At 47.8% G+C, this 25,945-nt stretch carries 33 protein-coding genes; 7 read left to right on the top strand and 26 right to left on the bottom strand.

The window, feature by feature from the left end; all coding sequences use genetic code 11:
* Window positions 1-454: 454 nt before the first annotated feature.
* Together DWY93_RS09375 and trxB are read right to left on the bottom strand one after the other, a co-directional pair.
* Window positions 455-1,777, bottom strand: a complete 1,323-nt coding sequence (locus DWY93_RS09375; RefSeq protein ID WP_117470170.1) for a C40 family peptidase — start codon at window positions 1,775-1,777, stop codon at window positions 455-457.
* 69 nt (window positions 1,778-1,846) lie between these two features.
* Window positions 1,847-2,827 (bottom strand): thioredoxin-disulfide reductase, encoded by a 981-nt coding sequence (gene trxB / locus DWY93_RS09370; protein ID WP_117470169.1) that lies wholly within the window; start codon window positions 2,825-2,827, stop codon window positions 1,847-1,849.
* A gap of 436 nt (window positions 2,828-3,263) precedes the next feature.
* Between trxB and DWY93_RS09365 the strand changes: the two genes are divergently transcribed.
* Both DWY93_RS09365 and DWY93_RS09360 read left to right on the top strand, forming a co-directional pair.
* Window positions 3,264-3,587: a hypothetical protein gene (locus tag DWY93_RS09365; protein WP_147324201.1), complete on the top strand. Its 324-nt coding sequence runs from the start codon at window positions 3,264-3,266 to the stop codon at window positions 3,585-3,587.
* 403 nt (window positions 3,588-3,990) lie between these two features.
* Window positions 3,991-4,722: an SDR family oxidoreductase gene (locus tag DWY93_RS09360; protein ID WP_117470167.1), complete on the top strand. Its 732-nt coding sequence runs from the start codon at window positions 3,991-3,993 to the stop codon at window positions 4,720-4,722.
* A gap of 23 nt (window positions 4,723-4,745) precedes the next feature.
* Here DWY93_RS09360 and DWY93_RS09355 read toward each other — a convergent pair whose 3' ends face one another.
* A complete protein-coding gene (locus tag DWY93_RS09355) occupies window positions 4,746-5,546 on the bottom strand; it encodes an IclR family transcriptional regulator (RefSeq protein WP_117470166.1) in 801 nt (266 codons plus the stop codon).
* A 173-nt stretch (window positions 5,547-5,719) separates the two neighbouring features.
* Between DWY93_RS09355 and DWY93_RS09350 the strand changes: the two genes are divergently transcribed.
* The 4 genes from DWY93_RS09350 (at window position 5,720) to DWY93_RS09335 (ending at window position 9,645) form a co-directional block, all read left to right on the top strand.
* Complete coding sequence (locus DWY93_RS09350) at window positions 5,720-6,961, top strand: Nramp family divalent metal transporter (protein ID WP_015553811.1); 1,242 nt, start codon at window positions 5,720-5,722, stop codon at window positions 6,959-6,961.
* A 39-nt stretch (window positions 6,962-7,000) separates the two neighbouring features.
* Window positions 7,001-7,933 carry a glutaminase A gene (gene glsA / locus DWY93_RS09345; RefSeq protein ID WP_117470165.1) on the top strand — a complete coding sequence of 311 codons (933 nt, stop codon included), beginning with the start codon at window positions 7,001-7,003 and terminating at the stop codon, window positions 7,931-7,933.
* Between the two features lie 118 nt (window positions 7,934-8,051).
* The gene (locus DWY93_RS09340) at window positions 8,052-9,044 is read left to right on the top strand and encodes an agmatinase family protein (protein WP_117470164.1); all 993 of its coding nucleotides are present in this window, start codon (window positions 8,052-8,054) and stop codon (window positions 9,042-9,044) included.
* Between the two features lie 130 nt (window positions 9,045-9,174).
* The gene (locus DWY93_RS09335) at window positions 9,175-9,645 is read left to right on the top strand and encodes an L-2-amino-thiazoline-4-carboxylic acid hydrolase (protein ID WP_117470163.1); all 471 of its coding nucleotides are present in this window, start codon (window positions 9,175-9,177) and stop codon (window positions 9,643-9,645) included.
* A 256-nt stretch (window positions 9,646-9,901) separates the two neighbouring features.
* Here the strand turns inward: DWY93_RS09335 and tsaB are convergent, their stop codons facing one another.
* From tsaB to DWY93_RS09310, 5 genes are all read right to left on the bottom strand, one after another.
* A complete protein-coding gene (gene tsaB / locus DWY93_RS09330) occupies window positions 9,902-10,615 on the bottom strand; it encodes a tRNA (adenosine(37)-N6)-threonylcarbamoyltransferase complex dimerization subunit type 1 TsaB (RefSeq protein WP_015553815.1) in 714 nt (237 codons plus the stop codon).
* Window positions 10,616-11,041: a tRNA (adenosine(37)-N6)-threonylcarbamoyltransferase complex ATPase subunit type 1 TsaE gene (tsaE, locus tag DWY93_RS09325; protein WP_117470162.1), complete on the bottom strand. Its 426-nt coding sequence runs from the start codon at window positions 11,039-11,041 to the stop codon at window positions 10,616-10,618.
* On the bottom strand, window positions 11,038-11,532 hold the full coding sequence (locus tag DWY93_RS09320; protein ID WP_021905509.1) for a YcxB family protein: 495 nt from the start codon (window positions 11,530-11,532) through the stop codon (window positions 11,038-11,040). The genes tsaE and DWY93_RS09320 overlap by 4 nt, the downstream gene beginning before the upstream one ends.
* Window positions 11,529-12,719: a MalY/PatB family protein gene (locus DWY93_RS09315; RefSeq protein ID WP_117472252.1), complete on the bottom strand. Its 1,191-nt coding sequence runs from the start codon at window positions 12,717-12,719 to the stop codon at window positions 11,529-11,531. The genes DWY93_RS09320 and DWY93_RS09315 overlap by 4 nt, the downstream gene beginning before the upstream one ends.
* 96 nt (window positions 12,720-12,815) lie before the next feature.
* Window positions 12,816-14,966 (bottom strand): Tex family protein, encoded by a 2,151-nt coding sequence (locus DWY93_RS09310; protein ID WP_117470160.1) that lies wholly within the window; start codon window positions 14,964-14,966, stop codon window positions 12,816-12,818.
* A 250-nt stretch (window positions 14,967-15,216) separates the two neighbouring features.
* Here DWY93_RS09310 and DWY93_RS17790 point away from each other — a divergent pair, with 250 nt between their 5' ends.
* Window positions 15,217-15,348: a hypothetical protein gene (locus DWY93_RS17790; protein WP_278286477.1), complete on the top strand. Its 132-nt coding sequence runs from the start codon at window positions 15,217-15,219 to the stop codon at window positions 15,346-15,348.
* Between the two features lie 143 nt (window positions 15,349-15,491).
* On the opposite strand, the gene DWY93_RS09305 is transcribed toward DWY93_RS17790, so the two are convergent.
* The 18 genes from DWY93_RS09305 to rpsH all read right to left on the bottom strand — a co-directional run bounded on the left by DWY93_RS09305 (window position 15,492) and on the right by rpsH (window position 25,741).
* Window positions 15,492-15,695, bottom strand: coding sequence for a hypothetical protein (locus DWY93_RS09305; RefSeq protein ID WP_207658697.1), 204 nt, complete (start codon window positions 15,693-15,695; stop codon window positions 15,492-15,494).
* Window positions 15,696-16,119: 424 nt separating this feature from the next.
* Window positions 16,120-16,656, bottom strand: coding sequence for a L17 family ribosomal protein (locus DWY93_RS09300; protein WP_015553821.1), 537 nt, complete (start codon window positions 16,654-16,656; stop codon window positions 16,120-16,122).
* Window positions 16,657-16,801: 145 nt separating this feature from the next.
* Entirely contained in the window at window positions 16,802-17,764 is a 963-nt protein-coding gene (locus DWY93_RS09295; RefSeq protein ID WP_117470158.1) for a DNA-directed RNA polymerase subunit alpha, read from the bottom strand.
* Window positions 17,765-17,876: 112 nt separating this feature from the next.
* Window positions 17,877-18,470, bottom strand: coding sequence for a 30S ribosomal protein S4 (gene rpsD, locus DWY93_RS09290; RefSeq protein ID WP_015553822.1), 594 nt, complete (start codon window positions 18,468-18,470; stop codon window positions 17,877-17,879).
* Between the two features lie 15 nt (window positions 18,471-18,485).
* Window positions 18,486-18,887 (bottom strand): 30S ribosomal protein S11, encoded by a 402-nt coding sequence (gene rpsK, locus DWY93_RS09285; protein WP_015553823.1) that lies wholly within the window; start codon window positions 18,885-18,887, stop codon window positions 18,486-18,488.
* 87 nt (window positions 18,888-18,974) lie between these two features.
* Entirely contained in the window at window positions 18,975-19,343 is a 369-nt protein-coding gene (rpsM, locus tag DWY93_RS09280) for a 30S ribosomal protein S13 (RefSeq protein WP_015553824.1), read from the bottom strand.
* 108 nt (window positions 19,344-19,451) lie between these two features.
* On the bottom strand, window positions 19,452-19,565 hold the full coding sequence (gene rpmJ, locus DWY93_RS09275) for a 50S ribosomal protein L36 (RefSeq protein WP_003022746.1): 114 nt from the start codon (window positions 19,563-19,565) through the stop codon (window positions 19,452-19,454).
* A 232-nt stretch (window positions 19,566-19,797) separates the two neighbouring features.
* Window positions 19,798-20,016 (bottom strand): translation initiation factor IF-1, encoded by a 219-nt coding sequence (infA, locus tag DWY93_RS09270; RefSeq protein WP_015553825.1) that lies wholly within the window; start codon window positions 20,014-20,016, stop codon window positions 19,798-19,800.
* A gap of 5 nt (window positions 20,017-20,021) precedes the next feature.
* Window positions 20,022-20,195, bottom strand: coding sequence for a hypothetical protein (locus DWY93_RS17170; protein WP_015553826.1), 174 nt, complete (start codon window positions 20,193-20,195; stop codon window positions 20,022-20,024).
* Between the two features lie 11 nt (window positions 20,196-20,206).
* Window positions 20,207-20,971: a type I methionyl aminopeptidase gene (gene map, locus DWY93_RS09265; protein ID WP_015553827.1), complete on the bottom strand. Its 765-nt coding sequence runs from the start codon at window positions 20,969-20,971 to the stop codon at window positions 20,207-20,209.
* A gap of 4 nt (window positions 20,972-20,975) precedes the next feature.
* Entirely contained in the window at window positions 20,976-21,620 is a 645-nt protein-coding gene (locus DWY93_RS09260; protein WP_117470223.1) for an adenylate kinase, read from the bottom strand.
* Window positions 21,621-21,727: 107 nt separating this feature from the next.
* On the bottom strand, window positions 21,728-23,050 hold the full coding sequence (secY, locus tag DWY93_RS09255; RefSeq protein WP_117470157.1) for a preprotein translocase subunit SecY: 1,323 nt from the start codon (window positions 23,048-23,050) through the stop codon (window positions 21,728-21,730).
* Between the two features lies 1 nt (window position 23,051).
* Window positions 23,052-23,492: a 50S ribosomal protein L15 gene (gene rplO, locus DWY93_RS09250; RefSeq protein ID WP_015553829.1), complete on the bottom strand. Its 441-nt coding sequence runs from the start codon at window positions 23,490-23,492 to the stop codon at window positions 23,052-23,054.
* 26 nt (window positions 23,493-23,518) lie between these two features.
* Complete coding sequence (rpmD, locus tag DWY93_RS09245) at window positions 23,519-23,701, bottom strand: 50S ribosomal protein L30 (RefSeq protein WP_015553830.1); 183 nt, start codon at window positions 23,699-23,701, stop codon at window positions 23,519-23,521.
* Between the two features lie 15 nt (window positions 23,702-23,716).
* On the bottom strand, window positions 23,717-24,226 hold the full coding sequence (gene rpsE / locus DWY93_RS09240; protein ID WP_015553831.1) for a 30S ribosomal protein S5: 510 nt from the start codon (window positions 24,224-24,226) through the stop codon (window positions 23,717-23,719).
* Window positions 24,227-24,244: 18 nt separating this feature from the next.
* Entirely contained in the window at window positions 24,245-24,613 is a 369-nt protein-coding gene (gene rplR, locus DWY93_RS09235) for a 50S ribosomal protein L18 (protein ID WP_015553832.1), read from the bottom strand.
* A gap of 18 nt (window positions 24,614-24,631) precedes the next feature.
* On the bottom strand, window positions 24,632-25,174 hold the full coding sequence (rplF, locus tag DWY93_RS09230; protein WP_015553833.1) for a 50S ribosomal protein L6: 543 nt from the start codon (window positions 25,172-25,174) through the stop codon (window positions 24,632-24,634).
* Window positions 25,175-25,339: 165 nt separating this feature from the next.
* Entirely contained in the window at window positions 25,340-25,741 is a 402-nt protein-coding gene (rpsH, locus tag DWY93_RS09225; protein ID WP_117470156.1) for a 30S ribosomal protein S8, read from the bottom strand.
* Window positions 25,742-25,945 lie beyond the last annotated feature (204 nt).

The following is a 25,945-nucleotide window of genomic DNA, read 5'->3' as shown; positions in this document are numbered from 1 at the left end:
TTACCTCTTAGAGTTCTATGTTTACAATGCTTCTCATCAATTCTATCCTTAATCAGTTTATTTATTCTTTATCATCTTTTCTGCATCTTCTCTTCTAATACAATAATATATATAATATACAGGGGGTGGTAATCATACCTTAGCCAAGCGCTTCCCAGGTTTTTCAATATCCTTTTTTATACTTTTGTCGTAAATCTGTCGTAAATGACCAATTTTTCATCATCGAAACACCCTGCAAAGTCTTATTTTAAGCTATTCTAACTTATCAACAGACTTCATTGTCGGGATTTTTACACACTGCACTATTTCTTATTATACACAATAAGGAGCTGTTTTTCCACAGCTCCTTATTTTTTCTTTATGATCTTTTCTTTTATCTTTTGCCCAGTTATCCTGAAGATCAATGGACATCTGCTGCTGGAACAGATTGCTGCATAATAAATTCCTGCAGCTCTTAATCTAAGAAGGTAACCGCTTTCGCCGGAGTACGGTAGTACGCCGTAGAAATAATAATGCCGGTCTTTGATGTGCTGGCGTGGATGATCTTTCCGTCGCCGATGTAGAGGGCAACGTGGTTGATCGTCTTTCCGCTTGCGTAGAATAACAGGTCGCCCGGCTGGATCTGGTCGAGGGAGATTTCCTTGCCGTTTGCCGCCTGGTCTCTTGAGGTACGTCCGGTCGTCACACCGAAATGCTCAAAGATACGCATCGTAAATCCGGAGCAGTCAGCTCCGTTCGTTAAGCTTGTCCCACCGTATACATACGGATTGCCAAGGAACTGTTTCGCATATGCAACGATCGCGGTGCGGACTGCGGAATTGTAGACTGCGCTTCCCGGACCGTTCTGGGTACTCTGATATGAGCCGGAGGTTCCTGTGCTGCTGCCGGTGGAAGTTCCGCTTCCGCCGGGTCCTGCGGTACTGCCGGTATCCTGATTTCCGGTATTCTGGCTTGTGCCGGTCTGGGTGCTCTGGCTGCCCTGACTATTCTGTTCTTTCGTCGTTCCGTTATCCGCGTTCGGATTCTGGGCAATCATTCCGATCGTGGAGGACGGGGTGTCCTTATTTGCAGACGCAGTCTCCTGTCCTGCTTCTTTCTTTAACGCTTCGACCTTCGCGATAGCGTCCTCCGCCTCTTTCCTGATCCTTGCGTCCTCTTCCGCTTTATGGCGCTCTTCCTCGACGCTCACGGCCTGCTTGAACTCCACGCGCTGGGTGACATAATCTTTATGTACATATCCGCTCAGGGATTCATCGACCTGGATCTCGATGAAGTCTCCCTCTTCCTTCACTTCCAGGTACTCAGCGTCCTTGGAAAGTGTGGTGAGGATCGCGCTGTCGGTACTCGGCTGCTCGCGGAGTCTTAAGCTGTCAGCGCTTACCGTCACATAAACCGTACCTATATCTTTCGCGATCCTCTCCGCATCAGCGCCGGTAATAAAGTATTCGGATTTTATGTAACCGGTCACGGTACCGGACTTGATCTGATACCAGGTTCCGCCTTCTCCGTCCACTGTAGCTAAGATCGTTGCTGCGCAGTTGTTGTAGATCTTACCTACAATGCTGCTGGAGATATTCGCCTCGGAGCGGATATTTACGTAATTGCTCACGTGGGAGATCGCCACATTGTCGTATGCCGACTGTTTATTTCCGACGGTGGTAAGTCCCGTTCTCTCACTCACCTGCACCGAAAGGGTTTCCGCCGCATAAGCGATCTGCGGCATCATGAGCGCCACGCTCAGACCGCAGACCGCGATAATTCTTCCTGCTCTGTTCATAGATCGTTTTTTCTCCTGTCTATCTGCTGCCGCTGCCGTATCATACGGAATTTTCAGTTCAGAAAATTCCTACTCTATACCATACAGGTACTGTTCTACAGACGCAACGCAATTTGCCCCGTCTGCCACTGCCGTAACGACCTGGCGGAGCGCCTTTGTACGGACGTCTCCTGCCGCAAAGATTCCCGGAACATTCGTCTTTCCGTCCTCCCCGGCCGCAATATATCCTGCCGGATCCATATCCACGGATCCTTTAAATGCTTCACTGTTCGGGGTGATTCCCACTGCGACGAACACGCCGTCCACAGCCAGATCTCTCTTTTCCCCGGTCTTTTTATTGAGAAGCTTCAGTGTCTCCACTTTTTCCGTTCCACAGATCTCCTCCGGCACAGTATCCCAGAGAATTCCCACGTTTGGAAGCTCCATCAGGCGCTTCTGCAGGCTTTTCGCTCCACGGAATTCGTCTCTCCTGTGGATCACATAGACCTTCTCACAGAGTCTCGCAAGGAAGATCGCGTCCTCAAGGGCAACATCCCCGCCTCCGACCACCGCCGTTATCTTTTTCCGGAAGAACGCGCCGTCGCAGGTCGCACAGTAGGAAACGCCTTTTCCCGTAAGCTCTGCCTCCCCCGGGATGCCAAGCTTTCTGTGGTGGGCACCGGAAGCGATAATGACCGCTTTCGCGAGTCTCGTCTCCTTTTTTCCCACTACCTGACGGATCACAGGCGGGTGTCCCGCTCCCGCTTCTGCCGCCTCTAAGACTTCGTTCTCATCCGCAAGGTCCGCGGTCTCAATTTTTAAGACCGTATCCTTCGCAAACTCCACGCCCAGCTTATCGGCATGCTCCCGGAATTTCATTCCCAGATCGAAGCCGCCGATCCCCGGAAGTCCCGCATAGTTGTCTACCTCATATGTTGTAAGCACCTGTCCGCCGCTCATCATCTCTCTTTCAATCACGAGGGTCTTTAACTCCGCACGTTTTGCGTAGATCGCAGCCCCGAGTCCCGCCGGACCGGAACCGATAATGATCAAGTCATAGATCTGTTCCATGATGCCTCCAATCTCAGTATTTACACCTGTTTCCTATCGTCTTCTGTCCGCACCACGCGGTCAGTCAGCACACAATGCGGCTTCTATAGTATAGCACCATACATATCTATTATACAATCAATTTTCCCGGAATTTAAGTGGCATTCCTGTGGCAAAATTTACCATTAATATGATGTGAGAAAACGCAGACATGCAAGTGAGTATGACCGCATTTTCCTTAAGGGCGTTACCGATAAATTTCAGGAATTGACCTTCATAATATTTTGGCATAGTGAATTGTCCTGAATTTATAAAACTATTGATGTCTTTCTGTTATAATTAAGATACTGTCAGCAAATCAAATGATAGCTGCATGGGAAGAGCCCCATTCGTTTCCTGCAATTTTTTTGAAAAGAGAATCGCAGCTGCACATATATATCAGGCTGCGGTACACATTATGATTTTCAACAAAGAAGAAAGAACCTACTGGATCGAAAGCTACAAGAACTTCCCAACCTCAAACATCTCCGACGCAATGGATAACCTCGGTCTCCGCTCCGGAGTCGTCCTTGGACTCCACCCGTTAGATGTTTACCAGCCGCGTACCGCAGGCTTCGCGAAGACACTCCGCCAGATGCGCAGAAAAACCGCTTTCGACGGGAAATCTCTGACAAAACAGGCTTCCATTATCGACAGCCAGGCGGAGTACGGTGACCTTCTCGTCATTGAGGCCAATATCCGCGGCGGAATGAGCTTAAATGAGGCAAGACTGCAGAAATAACCATATCGAAGCCGAAAGCCATGACTGCATTGATCCTGATGCGATCATGGCTCTCTTATTTACGCGAACAACGAGCCAAAGTCCATGCGCTGCCCGGACTGCAGTGGATTTTTCCGGAATCCTATTGTAATTCCGGTGTTATTCCCTTAAAATATGCATATCTGCCGTTTTCATCAATCCTCGGAATTCTTATAGTCCGATCATTTCCGGCAGCTGTGATCTCATCAAAAAGCAACGTAACTATTCAGTACCTTCATAGTTACGTGCAAAAATCCATTCCAGATCAGCTTCGCTGATGGGATTTTCGCCTTCCAGCCTATGTTTTCTTACGGTCAGCGCAGCAAGTGCGCAGACCTACTGAACAGTTACAAAGCAACAAAGTTTTATACGCAAATAGGAGTTCATTATGAAAAAAACAGTTCTCGTCACCGGCTCCTCCCGCGGGATCGGGCGGGCCGTGGCTTTAAAATTTGCTTCCTGCGGATACCATGTCGTGATCAACTGTGCCCGAAGCACAGAACGGATGGAAGAAGTAAAAAAAGAAGTGGAGGTCTTGGGTGCGGAGTGTCTTGCGGTACAGGCGGACGTCGGAGATCCAGATGACTGTAAACGTCTATTTAAAGAGATCGAATCCCGCTTCGGTCATGTGGATGTCCTCGTAAACAACGCCGGGATCTCCATCATCGGCCTCTTACAGGACTTAAGCTTTGAGGACTGGAACCGGATCGTCTCCGCGAATCTCTCCTCCGTCTTCCACTGCGCCAAACTTGCGATCCCCGGGATGATCCACAACCATAGCGGAAAGATCATCAATATCTCCTCCGTCTGGGGCGTCTGCGGTGCCTCCTGCGAAGCGGCCTACTCTGCCACAAAAGGCGGCGTCAACGGTCTCACCATGGCCCTCGCCAAGGAACTCGCCCCCTCCGGCATCCAGGTGAACGCTATCGCCTGCGGGGCCATTGATACGGAGATGAACGGATTTTTATCTGAGGAGGAGCATGAGATGCTCTTAGACGAGATTCCCGCCGGCCGCATGGGAAAGCCGGAGGAAGTCGCAGACCTCGTCATGAAACTCGTAGAAGCACCGGATTACCTGACCGGTCAGATCATAAAAATGGATGGTGGCTGGATCTGATCCAGCCACCATCCATTTCTGCTTTAAAAACGCAGACAATCCTGCAGATAACGCGCATGCGCCTGAAGCGCAGCAATAATCTCCTGTCTTCTCTTCTTTATCATCGGACTCATTCCCGTCAGGCTCACACTTCCAAACAATTCATTATGATATCGGTTAAAGATCGGCACTGACAGCGCTGATACTCCGGTAAAAAGAGCGTCGTATTCTTCTGAATATCCATTTTTACGGATCCGGTATAACTCCACGTCAAAATTCTTCTGCTTATCCTCGAAAGACTTCTGGAACGGTGTCATCGGCATCCTTTCCAGATATTCCGCTCTTTCTTTTTCCGATAAATATGCCAACAGAATCTTTCCGCTTGCAGAATCATACAGAGATATCTGTGGTGACACACGCTGGACAATAAAAGGGCAGTTTGTCGGTTCAGTTGTGTCAATCACTCTCAATTGCTTTTCTTCCATTGCAAACATGGTTCCGTTTAACTGGAACTGATTACTTAACGCCAGCAGTCTGTCATGACCCCGGTCAATGCACATGCTCTGGCGCGTCCCGGCAGCGAGACAGGCTTTGTTAAACAGCGCCGCCCCCAGCATGTACTGCCCATTTCCATTCTGGCTGATATATCCATTCTGGTAAAGCGTACTCAGGATTCCATGGACTGTGCCTTTGTTCAAATTGAGCTGATTGCTGATCTGTCCCAGCGTCAGGGCAGAATTCGTCATCGTAAAGCAGTTCAGTATGTTGATCGCACGCTGAACCGATTGGATCTGACGTTCCGTAGCCTTTGTATTCTTTTCCGTAACATTTTTCGATTCATCCAATGGCAAAATACCTCCTCCTGTCAAACAGAGTTTGATATTATCAAAAGCAAGTTGACAATTATTGTCATTTTATCATTCCTATGCTATATTGTCAACACAGTTACAAAAGTTCAATTTTTTCGGCCGAATAACTAGAACATTCATATCGATCAACTAAAAAAGGAGAAAAAAGCATGGTGAATTCCAATAATGTCACTCGTAAATTTACTATGAAAGAAAAACTTGCTTCCCTTGGACCCGGCTTCGTGATCGTGGGATCATTCATCGGTCCCGGAACCGTAACAAGCTGTACACTGGCAGGTGCAACTTACGGTTTCACACTTTTCTGGTGTGTTGTCTTTTCCGTTATCGCAGTTATCGTCATGCAGGGTATGGCGGCAAGGATCGGTATCATCACTCAGGAAGGTCTCGCAGAAAACATGAAGCATGACTTTGCAGACCGTCCGCTTCTTCGAAACATTTTATGTGGCCTTGTCATCATCGCGATCACCATCGGCGGACTCGCATATATGGGCGGTGACCTTACCGGAACGGCAATGGGAGCCAGCGCACTGACCGGTGTTCCGACAAGAATCATGGCTCCGATCTTAGGAGTTATCGTTCTGATCGTTCTCCTCTTTGTCGGTGATGCCGTTAAATATCTGGAAAAGCTTTTAAGTGTATGTGTCACCTTAATGGCAATCGTCTTTCTTATGACAATGCTCATTGTTCGCCCCGATTTTGGCGAACTGCTCCGAGGCTGCATCCCGACAGTCCCGAAGGGCGGACTGATGACATGTCTTTCCCTCATCGGAACGACCGTTGTTCCGTACAACATGTTCCTGCATGCTGCAAGTGCCCAGAGAACATGGCATACAAAGGAAGAACTTCCGCTCTGTATGTTTGGCACAACCGTACCGATGATCATCGGCGGTGTTATCACAGGTTCCATTATGATCACATCCGCAGTGGTTATGCGCGGCATGAGCGTTAACAACGCAATGGATATGGCTGTACAGCTTGAAGGTACACTCGGACGTTTCGCTCAGCCTTTCATGGCATTAGGACTTCTCTCCGCAGGTATTTCCAGTGCGCTCTGCTCTCCGATCAGTGTCTCTTACGTATTAGCCGGACTTTTTGACTGGAAGACAGACGGCTCCGATAAACGTTTCTTAGGAACAAGCGCAATCATTCTGATCGTCGGAATTATTATTTCCGCAATTGGCACCAACCCGTTAGCACTGATCATGACTGCTCAGGCTGTAAATGGAATCGCACTCCCGGTCGTTGTAGGTGTTACTCTTTACCTTGCAAGCCGTCAGAGAATTATGGGTGAATATAAGAACTCCATGCTCCAGAACATTATTGGCCTGATGATCTTTGCGATCTCACTGATCCTTGGTATTTCAAGTTTTATTGGTGTTTTTGCCGGTTAAAGCATTAACACATACATGCACATGAGAGGAGGTGAATATATGCTGGAGGAAGTTGCGAAAGATGCCTGGGAGTATGGGCGAAAATTTCTTCTGCAGGGAAAAGTCGCAGATTATATCCCTGAGCTTGGGAAAGCAAATCCAGTACATTTTGGACTATGTATTAAAACAGAAGATGGCCGTCATATCGAATTTGGCGATTCCGAATGCCGTTTTACTATACAGAGTATCTGTAAAATTGTTTCCCTCGCAGCAGCACTGCAATACATCGGTGAAGAAAAGGTCTTTAAGAATGTGATGATGGAACCGTCCGGGGATGCGTTCAATTCAATTTTAAAGCTTGACACAGCGAGCAACCGCCCGTTCAATCCAATGATCAATGCTGGGGCCATTGAAGTTGTAAGTCTTCTGGCAGGGCGTTTCTCTTTCGAGAAGATGCTGGAATTTATCCGCACCTTATGTAATGACAATGAAATCGTTCTGGATGAATCCGTCTACCGCTCCGAAAAAGCGACCGGCGACAGGAATCGGGCGATCGGATATCTGTTAAAGAGCAAGGGCGTGTTAAAGGGGGATGTTCTCCAGACTCTGGATCTCTACTTTAAGCTTTGTTCCTTAAGTGTAAACGCCAGATCATTATCCGAATTAGGTCTTCTTCTTGCAAACGGAGGTATTTCCACCACTACCGGAAAACGCCTTCTCGACAAAAAAGTCGTCCGAACATTAAAAACCCTTATGCTGACCTGCGGCATGTACGACCGTTCCGGAGAATTTGCCGTTCGTGTGGGAATCCCATCCAAAAGCGGTGTCGGCGGCGGAATCCTGTCCTGCGTGGGAGGCCGTATGGGAATTGGAATCTATGGACCGGCACTTGACGAAAAAGGCAACAGCATCGGCGGCGGATATACACTGGAATATCTCTCTGAACATTTGAATCTTCACATCCTTGATTCCGCCGATGCAAAAGAAGCATAAAATTAAGTCTTTTAATGCGACATATACAGTTTTCATGTAACTGTTGACTGCTTCATAACCATAAGTAAAAAATTGCCCTCGACAATGGGGCAATTGAGCAAAGAAAGGAAATGACATTATGAAAAACAGCAAACCAACGATTTATGATCCGGCGTTTTTACCCAACAACATTTACAGCGGAGTTCCGTCCTGGCTGAATCTTCCGGTTCTTGAAAAAGAAAGTGAACTTTCCTCCATGGATGCCGTTGTCACCGGTGTTCCGTGGGAAGGCGGATGCACGATCGGCGGATACTCTTCCTGCACAGAAGGACCGAAAGCAATCCGTTCTGTATCGATCCGCTATACCGGCTATCTTCCGGACTTTGACCTTGATGCATTCGATTACTTAAAAGTCGGTGATTTCGGCGATGTCGCATGCAGAAACGGCGACTATCCGCTCACCTTTGCAGCGATCAGAGAAAGAATCAGCCAGATTGAAGATGCAGACGCTCTCCCGATCACCTTCGGTGGAGACCATGGAATTGCCTATCCGATCATCAGTGAGATTGCAAAACGTCATCCAAAGCGGGTCGGCGTTCTCCATATTGATGCCCATCTTGACAATTACTCCACCTTTGGTGATGATGAATATTCTCGCTGCTCTCCGTTCTATCAGCTTTACAATGATCCGAATATGGATTCCACAAAGATCGTTCACATCGGTATCCGCGGACCGCGTAACCATAAAGAGGAATTTGCAAATGCAAAAAAATACGGTGCAACTGTGATTCTCGCAAGAGAGATCAAAGAGAACGGCTGGAAAGAATCCATCCGAAAAGCAATTGAGATCGCCTCAAAAGATACCGATCTGATGTATATCACTGTTTGTTCAGACTGCCTTGACGCAGCGAGCATGCCGCAGGGACCGCAGGACATGTGCGGATTAACATCTTATGAATTGTGCATGATGCTTCACGAGGCCGGACTCGCAGGTGCAAAGGGCATGGATTTCGTGGAGATCTATCCAGATACTCTGAGCTACCAGACCGCCGCACACGATGCATGCTGGGCAACTCTCTATTACCTGAATGGACTTGCAGAGAGAAAGAAAAACGAGGGCGAACAGAAATAACTTCTGAAAGACGCAGCAGTTCAGCCAATCCGTGGTCGGACTGCTGCTTTTTTATAAAAAGAATCAAAAAATCAATTTTCTTACCGGTCTGTAGCAGCCGGGACTTTGTACACATGAAGGAGGAAACCACATGAAGACAATTTACGATGTACCGATCATTTTGAGAAGAGAAATTGAAGCGCTTATGGTCAAGCCATTTATCGACGCGTTTGAAAAGGAACTCGGACATGAAAAAACATATGAGATCGTAAAAAAAGTCATCTTCGACATCGCCTTTAAAGAAGGTCAGGAATATGCGGAGCTCTTCGGAAGAAATGACCTGCAGGCAATCCGTATGCAGATGGAACCCTGGTCATCGAACGGTGCCTTAAACCTTGCATGGAGCGGAGACGGAAAAAAACATCTTTGTGAAGACGTTCTGGAATGTCAGTATGTTGCCATGTATGAACGTATCGGGATGAAGGATCTCGGAGCTGTCTTATCCTGCGGACGCGATGAACCGTTTTACAAAGGCATGAATTCCAAGATCAAAATGACAAGAACAAGAACTCTGATGCAGGACGGTAAATGCTGTGATTTTGTATTTGATCTGGAGGAATAGCTGTGGACGTTCTGAAATTCGTAAAAGCGAAAAATGACTATCTCGGCAAGATCGAGGGCGGTGGACTTTCTTGAAAATTCAAATAACGAATGACATCATATTCCCCTATATCCCCCATTCCTTGCTGGAGAAATTTTCAGAATTCCATGACAGTTAAAAAGTGGGACTACTCACCGACGCTTTGCTCGCCGGACAGCAATCCCACTTTTTATTTATTGATTTCTCTGTATATGATTTTTATTATTTTTGCGAAATATCAGGCGTTCTTTTCCTTCTCTTCTCTCTCCTCGCGCTCCCGCTCCGCCTGGGACTTTCTCAGGTAGTCCGGCTTATGCTCCATGGCAGTCTCCGTCTTTCCCTCCGCAAAATAGACAGCACCGAGAGCGGCCACAGATGCGGCTCTCTGGCGGTTTACATGCGCCGGGGCAAGATCATAAGGCACGGTCATCTTCTCCGCGATCTGCTTCTCATAAACAGGCACACCGTCACCTAAGAAGATCACGCGCTCGCCCATCGCGTTCAGTTTTTCGATCAGCTCACCCATATCCATCGCATCCTGATCCATCACGGTCTCAAATTTCTTCTCAAAGCGATAGATTCCCGTGTAGACCTGGTTTCTTCTCGCATCCATGATCGGACAGATCAGTCCGGATGCACCGAACAGGTTGTACGCTGTCGCGTCAAGCGTCGGAACATGGATCAGCGGCTTATTTAATGCCAGTCCAAGTCCCTTCGCCGTCGCAGACCCGATTCTGAGGCCCGTAAAGGATCCCGGACCGCCGGATACTGCGATGGCGTCGATCGTATTCAGATCGATCCCCACAAGTTTTACCATCTCATCGATCATCGGCAGCAGGGTCTGCGAATGGGTCATCTTAAAATCCACCGTATATTCCGCCATCGTGATCCCGTCCTCATAGATGGCCGCCGATGCCACCAGTGAGGAACTTTCAATTCCTAAAATCCGCATCTATTTTTCCTCCACCGTGATCTTTCTGTAATCGAAGCCCTTTTCCAGGTTCTTCTCGATGGTGACAGTCTTCACATGCTCCGGCAGGATCTCCTCGATCATGTTGGACCACTCAATAAGAGTCACGCCTTCCCCGTAAAAGCAGTCTTCATATCCGACTTCATCCATCTCGCTGATGTCACCGATCCGGTACACATCAAAATGGTACAACGGCATTCTTCCGCTGTCATACTGCTGGACGATCGTGAAGGTAGGGCTGTTTACCGGCTCCGTGATCCCGAGTCCCTCAGCAAAGCCCTTCGTAAAAACTGTTTTTCCGACGCCGAGATCGCCGTTCAGGCAGATCACTTCGCCTGGCTTTGCCTGTCCCCCAAGCATTTTTCCAAAGGCGAAGGTCTCCTCCGGTGCGTTTGTTTCTTTTATCATGCCTTTAATCCTTTCGTCTTCTTCGGCGGAAGATTCCGCTTGCAGAAATCGACAAACTCCTGTTTTCTCCCTTCAATGGACCGGAATGGCACAAGATATCCGTTTGTCGGTCCGACCTTGATGATATACATGTTCGGGATCCGAACGACTTTCCAGATCTGATCCCATTTCAATTCTCCGGTCACACCGGCCTGTTCAACCCCGATCTGCTCATCCGAAACGTCAAGATTGATCGGCGTTGAGTATCCGGTCGTTTTCGCATGCGCCTTTGCCTTCATCCAGATCATGATCGGCTGGACAAACACAAAAAGGATGATACAGCCCAAAAGCATGACTCTCTGCATCACTGCCACTGAGCTCCATGCGTATCCGAGGATCCCGATGACCAGGATCAGGAACACGAATGTAAAGATCCCGGCAAATCCCGAATACGCGCTGTACATGGAGAAATCAAAAATATCTCTCGCTGTCATTTTTACCTGAATTTTCATACCAGTTTTTCCTCTTCAAATGCCGTCCGGATCCGGTTCATACACTCCTCGATGACGCTGCGCGGGGAAGCGACGTTGATACGCTCAAATCCGCGTCCCTCCTCACCGAAGATATATCCCTCATCCAGAGCGACCTTTGCTTTCTTCTGCATCAGTTCTTCCAGTTTTTTCTCATCCCGGTCAACGTATCCGTTGAGATCAAGCCACGCGAGGTAGGTTCCCTCCGCCTTGACGAGATGGGCCTTCGGAAGGTATTTCTTTAAATATTCGTCGATATACGCGAAGTTTCCATCCAGATAGTCCTTCAGCTGCTCCAGCCACTCTTCCCCCTCTGTGTAGGCCGCGATCATCGCCGTCATACCCAGAGCGGAAGCGCCATCCATGGACAGGCTGCCATTCACATAGTCTTTCCACTTTTTCTGAAGTTCCTTATTGTGGATCACGATGTTGGAGGTCTTCATTCCGGCAAGGTTGAAGGTCTTGCTCGGCGCCGTGCAGACAACGATCCGGTCCGCATACTCCGGAGCCACATTCATGATCGGTATGAATGTCACACCACGGCGGATCAGGTCGCAGTGGATCTCATCGCAGATGATCCATTTGTCGTACTTTTTACAGATCTCAACCGTCTTTTTAAGCTCGTCCTCCGTCCAGACACGGCCTGTCGGGTTATGCGGGCTGCACACCACGAGAACCTTGTTTGCCGGGTCCGCCATCTTTCGATCGAGATCTTCAAAGTCGATCCGGTAAGCGCCGTTCTCATAGATCAGGGCATTGTCCACCGGAATGCGGCCGTTGCTGTTGGCCTTATTCGTAAATGGATAGTAGATTGGCCGCTGGAGGACGATCCCGTCCCCTGGTTCCGTGAGGAGGTTGATGAGCGCTGCATAGGCCGCCACAATGCCCGGACAGAAAAACAGATTCTCCCTGCTCTCCTCCCAGCCGTAGCGCTTTTTCATCCAGCCTGTCACCGCGTCCATGCACTCGTCTGCCTCGTACATGGTATAGCCGAAGATCTTCCGGTCGATCCGCTCATGGAGAGCCTTTAAGATCGGTTCTGCGCAGGCAAAGTCCATATCCGCGATCCAGAGGGAGAGTGAATCCTTGTCCGCTCCCTTTGGCAGGCGCTCAACCTTCACTGCATGGGTTCCTTTACGGTCGATCACTTCATCAAAATTATACTTCATGAATGACTCCTCCATTTCTTCGGCTCGCCGGAATATTCTCCGTCTGGCCCGTGTATTCCGTCAACTAAACGTTCCTTCGTATCGATAGTTTAAAATTTATTCCTCATCCAATATCATAGATAAGGAAATCCTCTTCTTCGCCATATCCACTCCGAGAACCTTCACCTCAACGATATCCCCAACGCTGACCGCCTCAAGCGGATGCTTGATATACTTCCTGGACATCTGGGAAATATGCACCAGACCGTCCTGATGGACACCGATATCTACGAAAGCGCCAAAATCGATGACATTTCTGACGGTTCCCTTTAAGATCATTCCCGGCTTTAAGTCCTTCATATCAAGGACATCGGTCCTTAAGACCGGCTTCTGCATCTCCTCACGCGGGTCGCGGGCCGGTTTTTCCAACTCTTTCACAATATCCTTTAAGGTCTCCTCACCGACTTCAAGCTCCTCGGAAAGTTTCTTGTAATCTGTGATCTTTTTGCTGATTCCGGCCGCGCCGCCCTTCGCGATCTCCTCCGGTTCAAGCTTTGCACGCTTTAATAACTCCAGCGCTGCCTTATAAGACTCCGGATGTACGGAGGTTCCGTCAAGCGGATTGTCCCCGCCTGCGATTCTCATAAATCCGGCACACTGTTCAAATGCCTTCGGGCCAAGCTTTGCAACCTTTAAGAGCTGGCGGCGGTTCGTAAACGCGCCGTTCTCCTCACGGTATGCGACGATGTTCTTCGCGATCACCTTGGAGATACCGGAAATATACTCTAAAAGGGAGGCGGACGCCGTATTTAAGTCGACACCAACCTTATTTACGCAGTCTTCAACAACATTTCCAAGAGCCTCGCTCAGATGTTTCTGGTTCATATCATGCTGATACTGGCCGACACCGATGGACTTCGGATCGATTTTTACGAGCTCCGCAAGCGGGTCCTGGAGACGTCGTGCGATGGAGACGGCACTTCTCTGTCCCACATCGAATTTCGGGAATTCCTCTGTGGCAAGCTTGCTGGCAGAATATACGGAAGCTCCTGCCTCATTTACGATCACGTACTGGACGTGTTCCGGGATCTCCTTGATAAACTCCGCGATGATCTGCTCGGACTCTCTGGAAGCCGTTCCATTTCCGACGGAGATCAGGGAGATCTTGTATTTCTCGATGAGCTTTTTTAAGGTCTTCTTCGCGTCCTCCACCTTGTTCTGCGGTGCGGTCGGGTAGATGACCACGGTATCCAGGACTTTTCCTGTGGCGTCAACGACTGCTAACTTACAGCCGGTACGGAACGCCGGATCCCATCCCAATACCACGCGGCCTGCGATCGGAGGCTGCATGAGAAGCTGCTCTAAGTTCTTTCCGAAGATCTTGATGGCACCGTCCTCCGCCTTCTCGGTCATGAGATTTCTCACCTCACGCTCAATTGCCGGGGCGATGAGACGGTTGTAGCTGTCTGCGATCACTTCCTGTAAGACCGGAGTTGTCACCGGGTTCTCTCTGGTGATGACCATCTTATTTAAGTAGCGTAAGATCTTCTCCTCCGGAGCCGCGATCTTTACAGTCAGGATCTTTTCCTTCTCACCGCGGTTTAAGGCGAGAATCCTGTGTCCAGCGCACTTTCTTACAAGCTCCTCGTGATGATAGTACATCTCGTAAACGGACTCTGTCTTCTCGTCCTTCGCCGCGGAGACGATAGAACTTTCCTCTTTTGTCACATTGCGGATGTAGGCACGGTATTTTGCCACCTCGGAGATGCGCTCCGCAAGGATATCCTTTGCGCCGTCAATGGCCGCTTTCGCGTCTGCAACGCCTTTTTCCTCGGAGACATACTGGGCAGCCAGTGTTTCAATCGGTTCTTTTGTCACCTGCAGCAGGATCGTATCGGCCAGCGGCTCCAGGCCTCTCTCCTTCGCCATGCTGGCTCTTGTCTTTCTCTTCGGGCGGAACGGCAGGTATAAATCCTCCACCGCCACCATAGTCTCGGCTTCCTCGATCTTCTTCTTTAAATCAGCCGTCAGTTTTCCCTGATCCTCGATCGATGCGAGGATCTGAGTCTTGCGGTCTTCAAGACCTCTCAGATATTTTAATCGTTCATCCAGGTTTCTTAATACCTCATCGTTTAAGGAACCGGTTACTTCCTTCCGGTATCTGGCAATAAACGGAATCGTGTTTCCCTCGTCAATGAGCTTCACAGCCGCCTCGACCTGGCTCATTTTCACTCCCAATTCCGCAGTCAGTACGCCTAAAATGTCCATGTTCTTTCTCCTTCTAGTTCTACCCCGGAAAGCATAAAGCCGCCGGAGATGTCATTCTCCATTATAATTCAATCCATGCTCTTATGCAACTTAAATGTGGACATGGACGGCGTTTCATGTTAAACTATACGATAACTGTTCCGTATTATTTTTCTTAACCATCGAGGAGCTGACCAGCCTTTTTTATCAGGGAACAGTGCTATGAGCATTTTGGCGGCAGCGCCGCAGAATTACAACAGGAGGAATTTTCATGGCAGATTACGAAGATCAGAATTCATCTGAATATAAAGATATGAACCAGGAAACACAGGCTGCAGATCAGAATCCACAGAACGGACAGCCGATCCCGCCTCAGAATAACGGACAGGATCCATACTGGTAGAATCCACAGAATGACGGACAGATCCCGCCTCAGAATCCTGGACAGAATCCATACTGGCAGAATCAGCAGAACAGCGGACAGTTCCCACCGCAGAACGGACAGCCGCCGTATTGGCAGAATCAGTACAATAACGGACAACCGCCCTACTGGCAGAACCAGCCGCAGCGCCCGAGACGCGAAAAGAACTCCTTCGCGACGATCTCCCTGATCAGCGGGATCTTCGCTCTCTTAACGCTCTGCTGCTTCGCCTTCCCGGTCGCTATCATCTGCGGCGTCGGGGCAGTCTGCTTCGCCATCATCTCCAAAAAAGGCCAGCCCTTCAGAGGCACCGCAGCAGCCGGAATCATCCTCGGCGTTATCGCCATTCTTCTCGGCATCGGCGAGTTCTTCTATGTACTCACCATCACAAACTTAATGAAAGACCCGGCAAACGCCGCGGCATTCAACGAGTTCTTTGAGCAGTTCCAGCGACAGCTCGGAATAAACTAAACACGAAAGTCACAAAGACCATAGACACATTATTTATCAGATAGTGTCTATGGTCTTATTTCGTACTATAAGTCCGCTCAACCTGGCCACCCGCTCACTCGCAAACTCGCGATTACGCGCTCTATTGCCTGCTTCGCAGGCTGTTTGCACGTTAGTAGCGCAGGGAAAGTAAATCTCTGCTTCGCAGCCGCTTGTATTTCCTCTGCGCTCACTAAAAGAAGACCGACAGAACACGCTCACACGTATTCTACCGGTCTTCAGCGATTTCGTATTAAATTAGAATTAAACGAGCTCGATCAGAACTGCCATAGCACCGTCGCCCTTACGCTGACCGATCTTGATGATTCTTGTGTAACCACCGTTACGGGAAGCGTACTTCGGAGCGATCTCGTTGAACAGCTTGTTTGTAAGATCAACTTTCTTTGTGTTTTTCTTCTTACCAGCTGCTGCTGTCGGAACCTCTGTTACGTCATAAAGAGCTTTTACCATCTGTCTTCTTGCATGAAGTCTGGACGGCATGTCCTTCTTGATTTCCTTCTCAACTTCGTCGTATACAGTAACTTTCTTACCGTCAACAACTTCTTTTACTCTCTTGCCGTCAGCGTCCTTGCGGGCAACCTTAGCTGTAACTTTAACAGTCTCGAAGTTATCTTTCTCTTTTACTGCAAGAGCGATCAGGCTCTCAACGATCTTTCTTACTTCTTTAGCTCTAGCCTCAGTTGTAACGATCTTTCCATGATATAAAAGGTTTGTAGCCTGGATTCTAAGTAATGCTTTTCTCTGACTGGAAGTTCTTCCGAGTTTTCTATAACCTGCCATGATTTAATTTCCTCCATTTGTGGAACAGCCGCCCACGCTTCTTTGGACTTACTGGGCTGCCGCCTTTTTCTCCATAATGAGTCGCTCTACGCCCCTTCTGCGCCCTTCGGACTTACCTTCCGGGTGAATGTATCACAACCAAAATTTACTGTTCGTCACTGGAATTGAGCTGTAAGCCCAGTTCTTTTAACTTTGCAAGTACTTCCTCGAGGGACTTGCGACCAAGGTTTCTAACCTTCATCATATCCTCAGAAGTGCGGCTGCAAAGCTCTTCAACGGTATTGATACCTGCTCTCTTGAGACAGTTGTAGGAACGAACGGATAACTCCAGCTCGTCGATGTTCATCTCAAGAACTTTTTCTTTCTCGTTGTTCTCCTTTTCAACCATAACCTCTGCAGTCTTTGCATTCTCAGAGAGGTCGATGAAGAGATTCAGATGCTCGCTTAAAACTTTAGCAGCAAGGCTGACTGCCTCGTCCGGATCCAGTGTTCCGTTTGTGTAGATCTCAAGTGTGAGCTTATCGTAGTCTGTCTGCTGACCAACACGGGTGTTCTCAACAGACATATTGACACGCTCAACCGGTGTATAAATGGAATCTACAGCGAGAACTCCGATCGGAAGATCGTCGCTCTTGTTCTTATCAGCGCTTACGTAGCCACGGCCGTTGGTGATCGTAAGTTCCATGTAGAACTTGCTGTCTGCGCCGCCGCTTAAGGTTGCGATAACCTGATCCGGATTCAGGATCTCGATATCAGCATCTGTCTGAATGTCAGAAGCGTGGATCACACCCTCACCCTCGAACTCGATGTACGCAGTCTTCGGCTCGTTTGTATCACTGTTGTTCTTAATTGCTAAGCTCTTGATGTTCATGATGATCTCAGTTACATCTTCCTTAACGCCGGCGATGGAACTGAACTCATGAAGTACACCATCAATTTTCACCTGGCTGACAGCAGAACCCGGTAAAGAAGAAAGCATGATTCTTCTCAGGGAATTTCCCAGAGTTGTGCCGTAACCCCTCTCAAGCGGTTCTACGACAAACTTTCCGTATCTTTTATCTTCGGAAATCTCAGCAATCTCAATGTTTGGTTTCTCAAAATCGAACACAAAAAGCCCCTCCTTTTGGGTATGCTTTGACAAATGCCACGAAGCGTTCTTTTAGAACACAAAGCATCCGGCCGGAAATGGCCAGATACTTTGTAAAAACCGCTCCGGTGAATTATTTGGAGTATAACTCGACGATGAGCATCTCGTTTACAGGAACGTCGATCTCTTCTCTTGTCGGAAGAGTTTTGATCTCGCCCTTTAAGTTCTCATGGTCAGACTCTAACCATGCCGGAACAAGACGGCCAGCTGTGGTCTCGAGAACCAGCTTGTAGTGGTTGTCGCCTTTGTTCTTTTCTCTGATCTCAACAACATCTCCAGCCTTTACAAGGTAGGACGGGATGTTTACGCACTTGCCGTTTACAAGAACGTGCTTGTGGTCAACGATCTGTCTTGCTTCCTTTCTTGTTCTTGCGAAACCAAGACGGAAGATAACGTTGTCAAGTCTGCGCTCAAGAAGGATCATAAGGTTTTCACCTGTCTGTCCGTTTAAACGCTCAGCCTTATCGTAGTAGTTACGGAACGGCTTCTCCAGAACGCCATAGATGAACTTAGCTTTCTGTTTTTCTCTTAACTGAAGACCATACTCACTGATCTTCTTGTTTGCTCTTTTAGATTCTCTGTTGGATTTTTTATCTATTCCTAAATAAATGGGATCAAGGTCAAGGGATCTGCATCTTTTAAGAACAGGAACTCTATCAACTGCCATTTTACTTCCTCCTAATTAGACTCTTCTACGCTTTGGCGGACGGCATCCGTTGTGCGGAACCGGTGTTACGTCCTTAATGCTTGTTACTTCAAGACCACATGCCTGAAGGGCACGGATAGCAGCCTCACGGCCAGATCCCGGTCCTTTAACCATAACGTCTACGGATTTTAAACCATGTACAAGAGCTGCCTTAGTTGCAGTTTCTGCAGCCATCTGTGCTGCATATGGGGTAGATTTCCTTGAACCTCTAAATCCCAGACCGCCTGCACTTGCCCAAGATAAGGCATTACCCTGTGCATCTGTTAATGTCACGATTGTGTTGTTAAAAGATGACTGGATGTGCGCCTGTCCGCGTTCAACGTTTTTCTTTACACGCTTTTTTGTCACTTTTTTAGCAGTGGACACTTTTTTAGCCATTTTAAACTAACCTACTTTCTCATTTACTGAACCCTGTTTCCTGTCTTTAAAACATGCAACGTGATTCAAAACATTTGTTACTGATAATTATTTCTTCTTGTTTGCAACAGTCTTTCTCGGACCCTTGCATGTTCTTGCGTTTGTCTTGGTCTTCTGACCACGGCAAGGAAGACTCTTTCTGTGACGAATACCTCTGTAGCATCCGATCTCCTGAAGTCTCTTGATGTTTAAAGCGATCTCACGACGTAAGTCACCTTCAACAGTCTGAGTCTCAGCGATTACTGCTGCAATGTTCTTTACTTCGTCATCGGTTAAATCCTTTACACGTGTGTCAGGATTTACACCAGCCGCAGCAAGAATACGGTCTGCACTTGCTCTACCGATACCGTAGATATAAGTTAAGCCGATTTCGACACGTTTTTCCCTTGGTAAATCAACACCTGAAATACGAGCCATGAGTGGTACCTCCATTTAAATATTGTAGAAATAGTTATTGCCGACACAACAACGCACTCTCGCGTTTCATGTCAAAGCCGCGCGAAAAAATACAGGCAAATTGCGGCATCAGCCCTGTCTCTGTTTGTGCTTAGGATTTTCACAGATAATTCTGATACTGCCTTTTCTCTTAATAACCTTGCACTTCTCGCAAATCGGTTTTACTGATGATCTTACTTTCACAGTAATTCTCCTTTCCTTCGTAGTCCGCTTCCCTTTACTGCCGGAAACACACCGATTCCGTGCCATCTGGGAACGGCATTACGGGTTGCTATACCTGTATAAAAAGCACCTGAAAATGGGCATAATACAAGCGTTCCAACAAAGTTCGCTTGAGCATTATAACACTTCCTTGCCGGAAAATCAAGCGTTTTTATTGGTTTTCTTCAACTTTTTTAGCCCTTTGTCAAGGATACTATTTATCTCTCCAAATAATACGTCCCTTGGATAAATCGTAAGGGGACATCTCTAATGTTACCTTATCACCCGGAAGAATACGGATGTAGTTCATACGCAGTTTTCCACTGATGGTAGCTAATACCTTGTGACCATTCTCAAGTTCAACCTGGAACATAGCGTTCGGCAGCTTCTCAACAACGACGCCTTCGATTTCGATTACGTCAGCCTTAGACATAAAATTTACCTCCTGTTTCGTTTCTTAATGATCTGGACATGCTTTTTATTTTTCCGGAGGACCCGGCCGTTTTCTGCAAGCAGAGAAACGTATGTTCCAAGATCCTCCGATATGACATAAATTTTATCCTTGTCATTTCCGGCAATCGATCTTGCCAGGAATCCCGGGGTCATTTCCATGCTGGACCCTCCTATTCAAGGCCCGGGCGCAGGGAAAGGATCTCCGGCTCGCCCTCAGTGATGAGGATCGTATTCTCATAGTGAGCGGACAGGGCATGATCTGCTGTAACAACGGTCCAGTCATCGTCCATCCAGATTACATCCGGTGTGCCGGCATTGATCATCGGTTCAATGGCCAGAGTCATACCCGGCTGTAAAAGGATTCCCCTTCTCTTTGTCGCAAAGTTCGGGACCTCCGGATCTTCATGAAGGTGGGTACCAATTCCATGTCCAACCAACTCGCGGACAACGCCATAGCCGAATTTTTCGGCGTATGCCTGGATTGCCGTGGAGATATCATTCAGATGATTGCCTGCTTTCGCAAATTTAATACCTTCGTAAAAGCACTGTTTTGTGACATCCATCAGTTTCTGTGCTTCCGGGGAGACGTTTCCTACTGCCCAGGTGCGGGCTGCGTCGGAATGGTATCCCTTATAGATCGTCCCCGCATCAAGGCTGACGATATCGCCATCCTTTAAAATACGGTGCTTATTCGGGATTCCATGTACGATCTCATCATTTACGGACACGCAGATGGATGCAGGATATCCATTGTAATTTTTAAAGGAAGGAATACATCCATGGCTGCGAATCAGACGCTCTCCCAGCTTATCGATGTCCAGAGTGGACATTCCCGGGTGAACAGCTGCATGCAGCTCCTCGTGCACCTGCGCCAGAATTTCTCCGGCTTTTCGCATCAGTTCGATCTCTCTCGGCGATTTAATTGTTACTGCCATTATTTTAAGCTCCTAAAATCTTTGTGATAGCCTCAAATACCTGTTCCATATTCTGCGTTCCGTCTACGGTGTAGAGGACGTGCTTATCCGCATAGAAGCTGATGAGCGGGCGCGTCTGCTCATGATAAACAGAAAGACGTTTTGTAACAGTCTCCGGCTTATCATCGTCTCTTAAAATGAGTTCAGCGCCGCACTTGTCGCAGATGCCTTCCTTCTTCGGAGCAGCATATACGATGTGATAAGTCATTCCGCACTTTACGCATGCACGGCGGCCTGCCATACGGGTAACGATCTTTTCGTCCGGTACGTCAACATCGATCGCGAAATCGATCGCCTCTCCCTTTTTGGCAAGAGCCTCTGTGAGGGCCTCTGCCTGCGGGATCGTACGCGGGAAACCATCGAGAATGTATCCCTTTTCGCAGTCCGGCTGGCTGATTCTGTCCATAACAAGATCAACCGTCAGTTCGTCCGGAACAAGAAGTCCCTGGTCCATGAATGCTTTTGCCTTCTTGCCAAGCTCTGTTCCGTTCTTAATGTTTGCCCGGAAGATGTCTCCGGTGGAAATGTGCGGGATTCCGTACTTTTCCGCGATTCTCTGTGCCTGGGTGCCTTTTCCGGCTCCCGGTGCGCCCAACATAATGATTTTCATAATTGTAATTTCCTCCACTCGTCCTAAAAAACCGAAAAAGCGGGCGAAAAGCATCTTTCCGCCCGCTCCGATTTTCAGCACGCAGCTGCTGCTATTTCTCTATTTGATCAATCATTTAAGAATCCCTTGTAATTTCTTACAAGCATCATAGACTCCACAGCCTTGATCGTCTCGAGGATTACACCTGCAATAATGATCAGGGATGTGCCGCCGAAGGAAAGATTGCCGACAGAGAAGAGACCGGATGCGATGATCGGGATAATGCACACGATCACCAATCCGCAGGCACCGATAAATACAATATAGTTTAAGATATTGTTGAGGTAGTCTGAGGTTGGCTTACCTGGGCGGATGCCCGGGATAAAGCCGCCGGACTTCTTCATATTATTAGCAACTTCCAGCGGGTTAAACGTAATGGACGTATAGAAATACGCGAACAGTACGACTAATACGATATATACGAGCATACCAATGGAGTAAGCCGGAGCTTCCGGTTTAAACCAGTTGGATGAGCTCAACGCTAACAGGATCTTTCCACCGATGGTTGAATAATCAACGTGGAAGAACTGAGCGATCATAACCGGCATTGACATGATTGAAGAAGCGAAGATGACCGGAATAACGTTCGCGGTGTTTACCTTCAACGGAATGTAGGTAGACTGTCCGCCGATCATTCTGCGGCCCTGCATCTTCTTGCTGTACTGTACCGGGATCCGGCGCTCTGCATCGTTTAAAACGAGGACAAAGACAACGATCGCAACGATAATTGCCAGTACAATGATGCCTGATACAGTTGCGACTGCAACTGATCTGCCTGCCATAAAGCGCTCATATAATGTCATCATATCCTGCGGAGTACCAGATACGATATTGATCAGAAGTACGATGGAAATACCGTTTCCTACTCCATTGTCTGTAATCCTCTCGCCAATCCACATCAGAAGAGCGGAACCTGCGGTCATAGCGGCTACGACCGTAAGATATCCCCAGATGTTACGGTGGTCTTCGAGAAGAAGTCCCTTTCCGCCAAGGCCAACTGCCATTGCGCAGGACTCAAAGAGAGCCAGGCCGACGGTAAGATATCTGGTGTACTCTGCAATCTTCTTTCTTCCATCCTCACCGTCCTTCTGCATTTCCTCAAGCTTCGGAATTGCAATTGTGAGTAACTGCATAATGATGGAAGATGTGATATACGGGGTGATACTCAATGCGAAGATAGACATGGAGGAGAAAGATCCTCCTGTGATCGCATTAAAGAATCCCATTCCAGAGTTCTGCAGATTTGAAAAGAAATCATGCAGATAGCTCGGATCAACGCCCGGTATCGGAAGACAGCAGCCGATTCGGATGACTACAAGCATCATAAAGGTGTAAAGAAGTCTGTCGCGGACTTCTTTCACCTTAAATGCTTTCTGTAAGGATTTTAACATATTAGATCACCTCGCAGGTTCCACCTACTGCCTCAATTTTAGCTTTTGCGCCTTCACTGAAAGCATTGGCTTTAACGACAAGTTTCTTTGTTAACTCTCCGTTACCAAGAATCTTAACGCCGTCCTGCGGGTTTTTGATCACACCTGTCTCCAGTAATGTCTCAACGGATACTACGGAGTCATTCTCAAATCTCTCTAATACACTTACATTAATTCCAACGATCTCCTTGGAGTTGATGTTTGTAAATCCTCTCTTCGGAAGACGTCTGTATAACGGCATCTGGCCGCCCTCGAAACCAGGTCTCGGTGCGCCGGAACGTGCCTTCTGGCCCTTATGTCCCTTACCAGCTGTCTTACCATTTCCAGAAGCGTGGCCACGACCTCTTCTGAAACTATCACTATGCTTAGATCCTTCAGCAGGATGTAAATTAGATAAGTTCATCACTGCACCTCCTTACTTTATATCAATTAGATTTCTTCAACTTTAACCAGATGTCTGACATTCTGGATCATGCCTCTAACTGCACCATTATCCGGCATCTCGACAGTCTTGTGCATCTTCTTTAAACCAAGTGCTTCGATTGTCGCTCTCTGCTTCGGAACAGCGCCGATAGGGGATTTTACTAATGTGATTTTTAACTTCTCTGCCATTTTATTATCCTCCTATTAGCAAACAACGTCTTCAACAGATTTGCCGCGGTTCTTAGCAACCTCTTCTGGAGTCTTTAACTTTGTAAGACCTTCGATTGTTGCGAGAACTACGTTTGTCTTGTTGTTGGAACCTAAAGACTTTGTACGGATGTTCTTGATGCCTGCAAGCTCTACTACGGAACGAACCGGACCACCAGCGATGATACCAGTACCTTCCGGAGCTCTCTTGATCAGTACGGAAGCGCTTCCGAACTCGCCAAGGAAGTCGTGCGGGATGCTCTTGTTCTCATCCATCGGGATCTCTACAAGGTTCTTCATAGCAGCTTCTTTACCTTTACGGATAGCTTCCGGAACCTCACCTGCTTTACCAAGGCCTGCGCCTACGTGACCATTGCCGTCTCCTACTACTACCAGAGCGGAAAATCTCATGGTACGTCCACCTTTAACAGTCTTGGATACGCGCTTAATGGCAACAACTTTGTCATTTAACTCTAACTGACTTGCGTCAATGATTGTACGCTTCATGCTGTTTTCTCCTCTCTATTAGAATACGAGACCAGCCTCACGGGCTGCATCTGCTAATGCCTGAATCTTACCCTGATAAATGAAACCGCCTCTATCGAAAACGACCTCTTTGATGCCTTTCTCGATTGCTCTCTTAGCTACTACGGTTCCGATATATGCAGCTGCATCAACGGTATCTGTGTTCTCTAACTCTGCTTTGATCTCTTTCTCAAGAGTGGAAGCAGATACTAAAGTATGTCCAACGGAATCGTCGATGATCTGAGCATACATATGATTATTGCTTCTGAACACTGCTAAACGCGGTCTCTCTGCTGTACCAGCAAAGCGATTGCGTAATCTATAGTGTTTTTTTCTGCGGATTTCGCTTCTTGACTGCTTGCTAACCATTTTTACACTCTCCTTAAATTATTTCTTACCAGTCTTACCAACTTTGCGTCTGATAACCTCATCAGCGTACTTGATACCTTTGCCCTTATACGGCTCCGGTCTTCTCTTCTCTCTGATTTCAGCTGCATACTGGCCGACTTTCTCTTTGCTGATGCCCTTAACGATGATGATGTTCTGTCCATCAAGAACAGTCTCGATACCTTCCGGATCTTCCATCTCTACCGGATGGGAGTAACCAAGGGAAAGTGTGAGCTTCTTGCCCTGCTTCTGAGCTCTGTAACCAACACCGTTTACCTCAAGCTTCTTCTCGTAGCCTTCAGTAACACCCTGGATCATGTTATGGATTAGCGTTCTTGTAAGACCGTGTAAAGATTTCATCTTCTTTAAATCGTTCGGTCTTGTTACGACGATGTGTCCATCTTCTTCTTTGATTTCCATCTCTACCGGTAAATCTCTTACCAGTGTTCCCTTCGGACCTTTAACGGTCACATTGTTGTTCTCTGCGATTGTTACAGTTACGCCTGCTGGAATCGCTACCGGCATTCTACCAATACGTGACATGCCTTTTACCTCCTACTTAGATTCTCGGAAAGTGCTTTTACACTTTCTGTTTTCAGTTTCTATGTTATATCTGGTCTGAAGTTGCCTCCAGACGCACGCAAACTCCGCCCTGCTGGATCAATGTTCAGCTTTGCAGGCGGGGTGCGATAACATCAATGGGAATAATTACCAAACAAATGCAAGAACTTCGCCGCCGACACCAAGCTGTCTAGCCTGCTTGTCAGTGATTACGCCCTGGTTTGTGGATACGATAGCGATACCAAGTCCGCCAAGTACCTTCGGCATATCTTCCTTGCCAGCGTATACACGTAAGCCCGGCTTGGAGATCTTCTTGATTCCGGAGATGATCTTCTCGTTCTTGTCAGCGCCATACTTTAAGGAGATGCGGATTGTCTGGAATGCACCGTCCTCAACGATGTCATATTTCTTGATGTAGCCTTCTCTTACAAGGATATCAGCGATAGCTAATTTCATCTTGGAAGCCGGAACATCTACTGTATCATGTTTAGCAGTGTTTGCGTTACGAATTCTTGTAAGCATATCTGCAATCGGATCGCTCATTGTCATGATTATATTTCCTCCTAATGGATTGTTGGTTTGTCACTGTGGTTCGCGAATCATTCGCGCTGCACAGGAGTGTTGTTCGGCCTGGGGAAAACAAGTTTTCCTTATAGGCGTTGTTACGATGTATAGGGAAGTTCTTTTCCCTGTGGTCGAAGAACGGGACCAGTCAGCCTATTAAGCGCTTCTCTGCACGGCCAGGCGGGGAAA

The sequence above is a fragment of the Clostridium sp. AF28-12 genome, assembly GCF_003435225.1.
Lineage (GTDB): Bacteria > Bacillota > Clostridia > Lachnospirales > Lachnospiraceae > Pilosibacter > Pilosibacter fragilis.
This window is presented reverse-complemented; position numbering and strand designations above follow the sequence as displayed.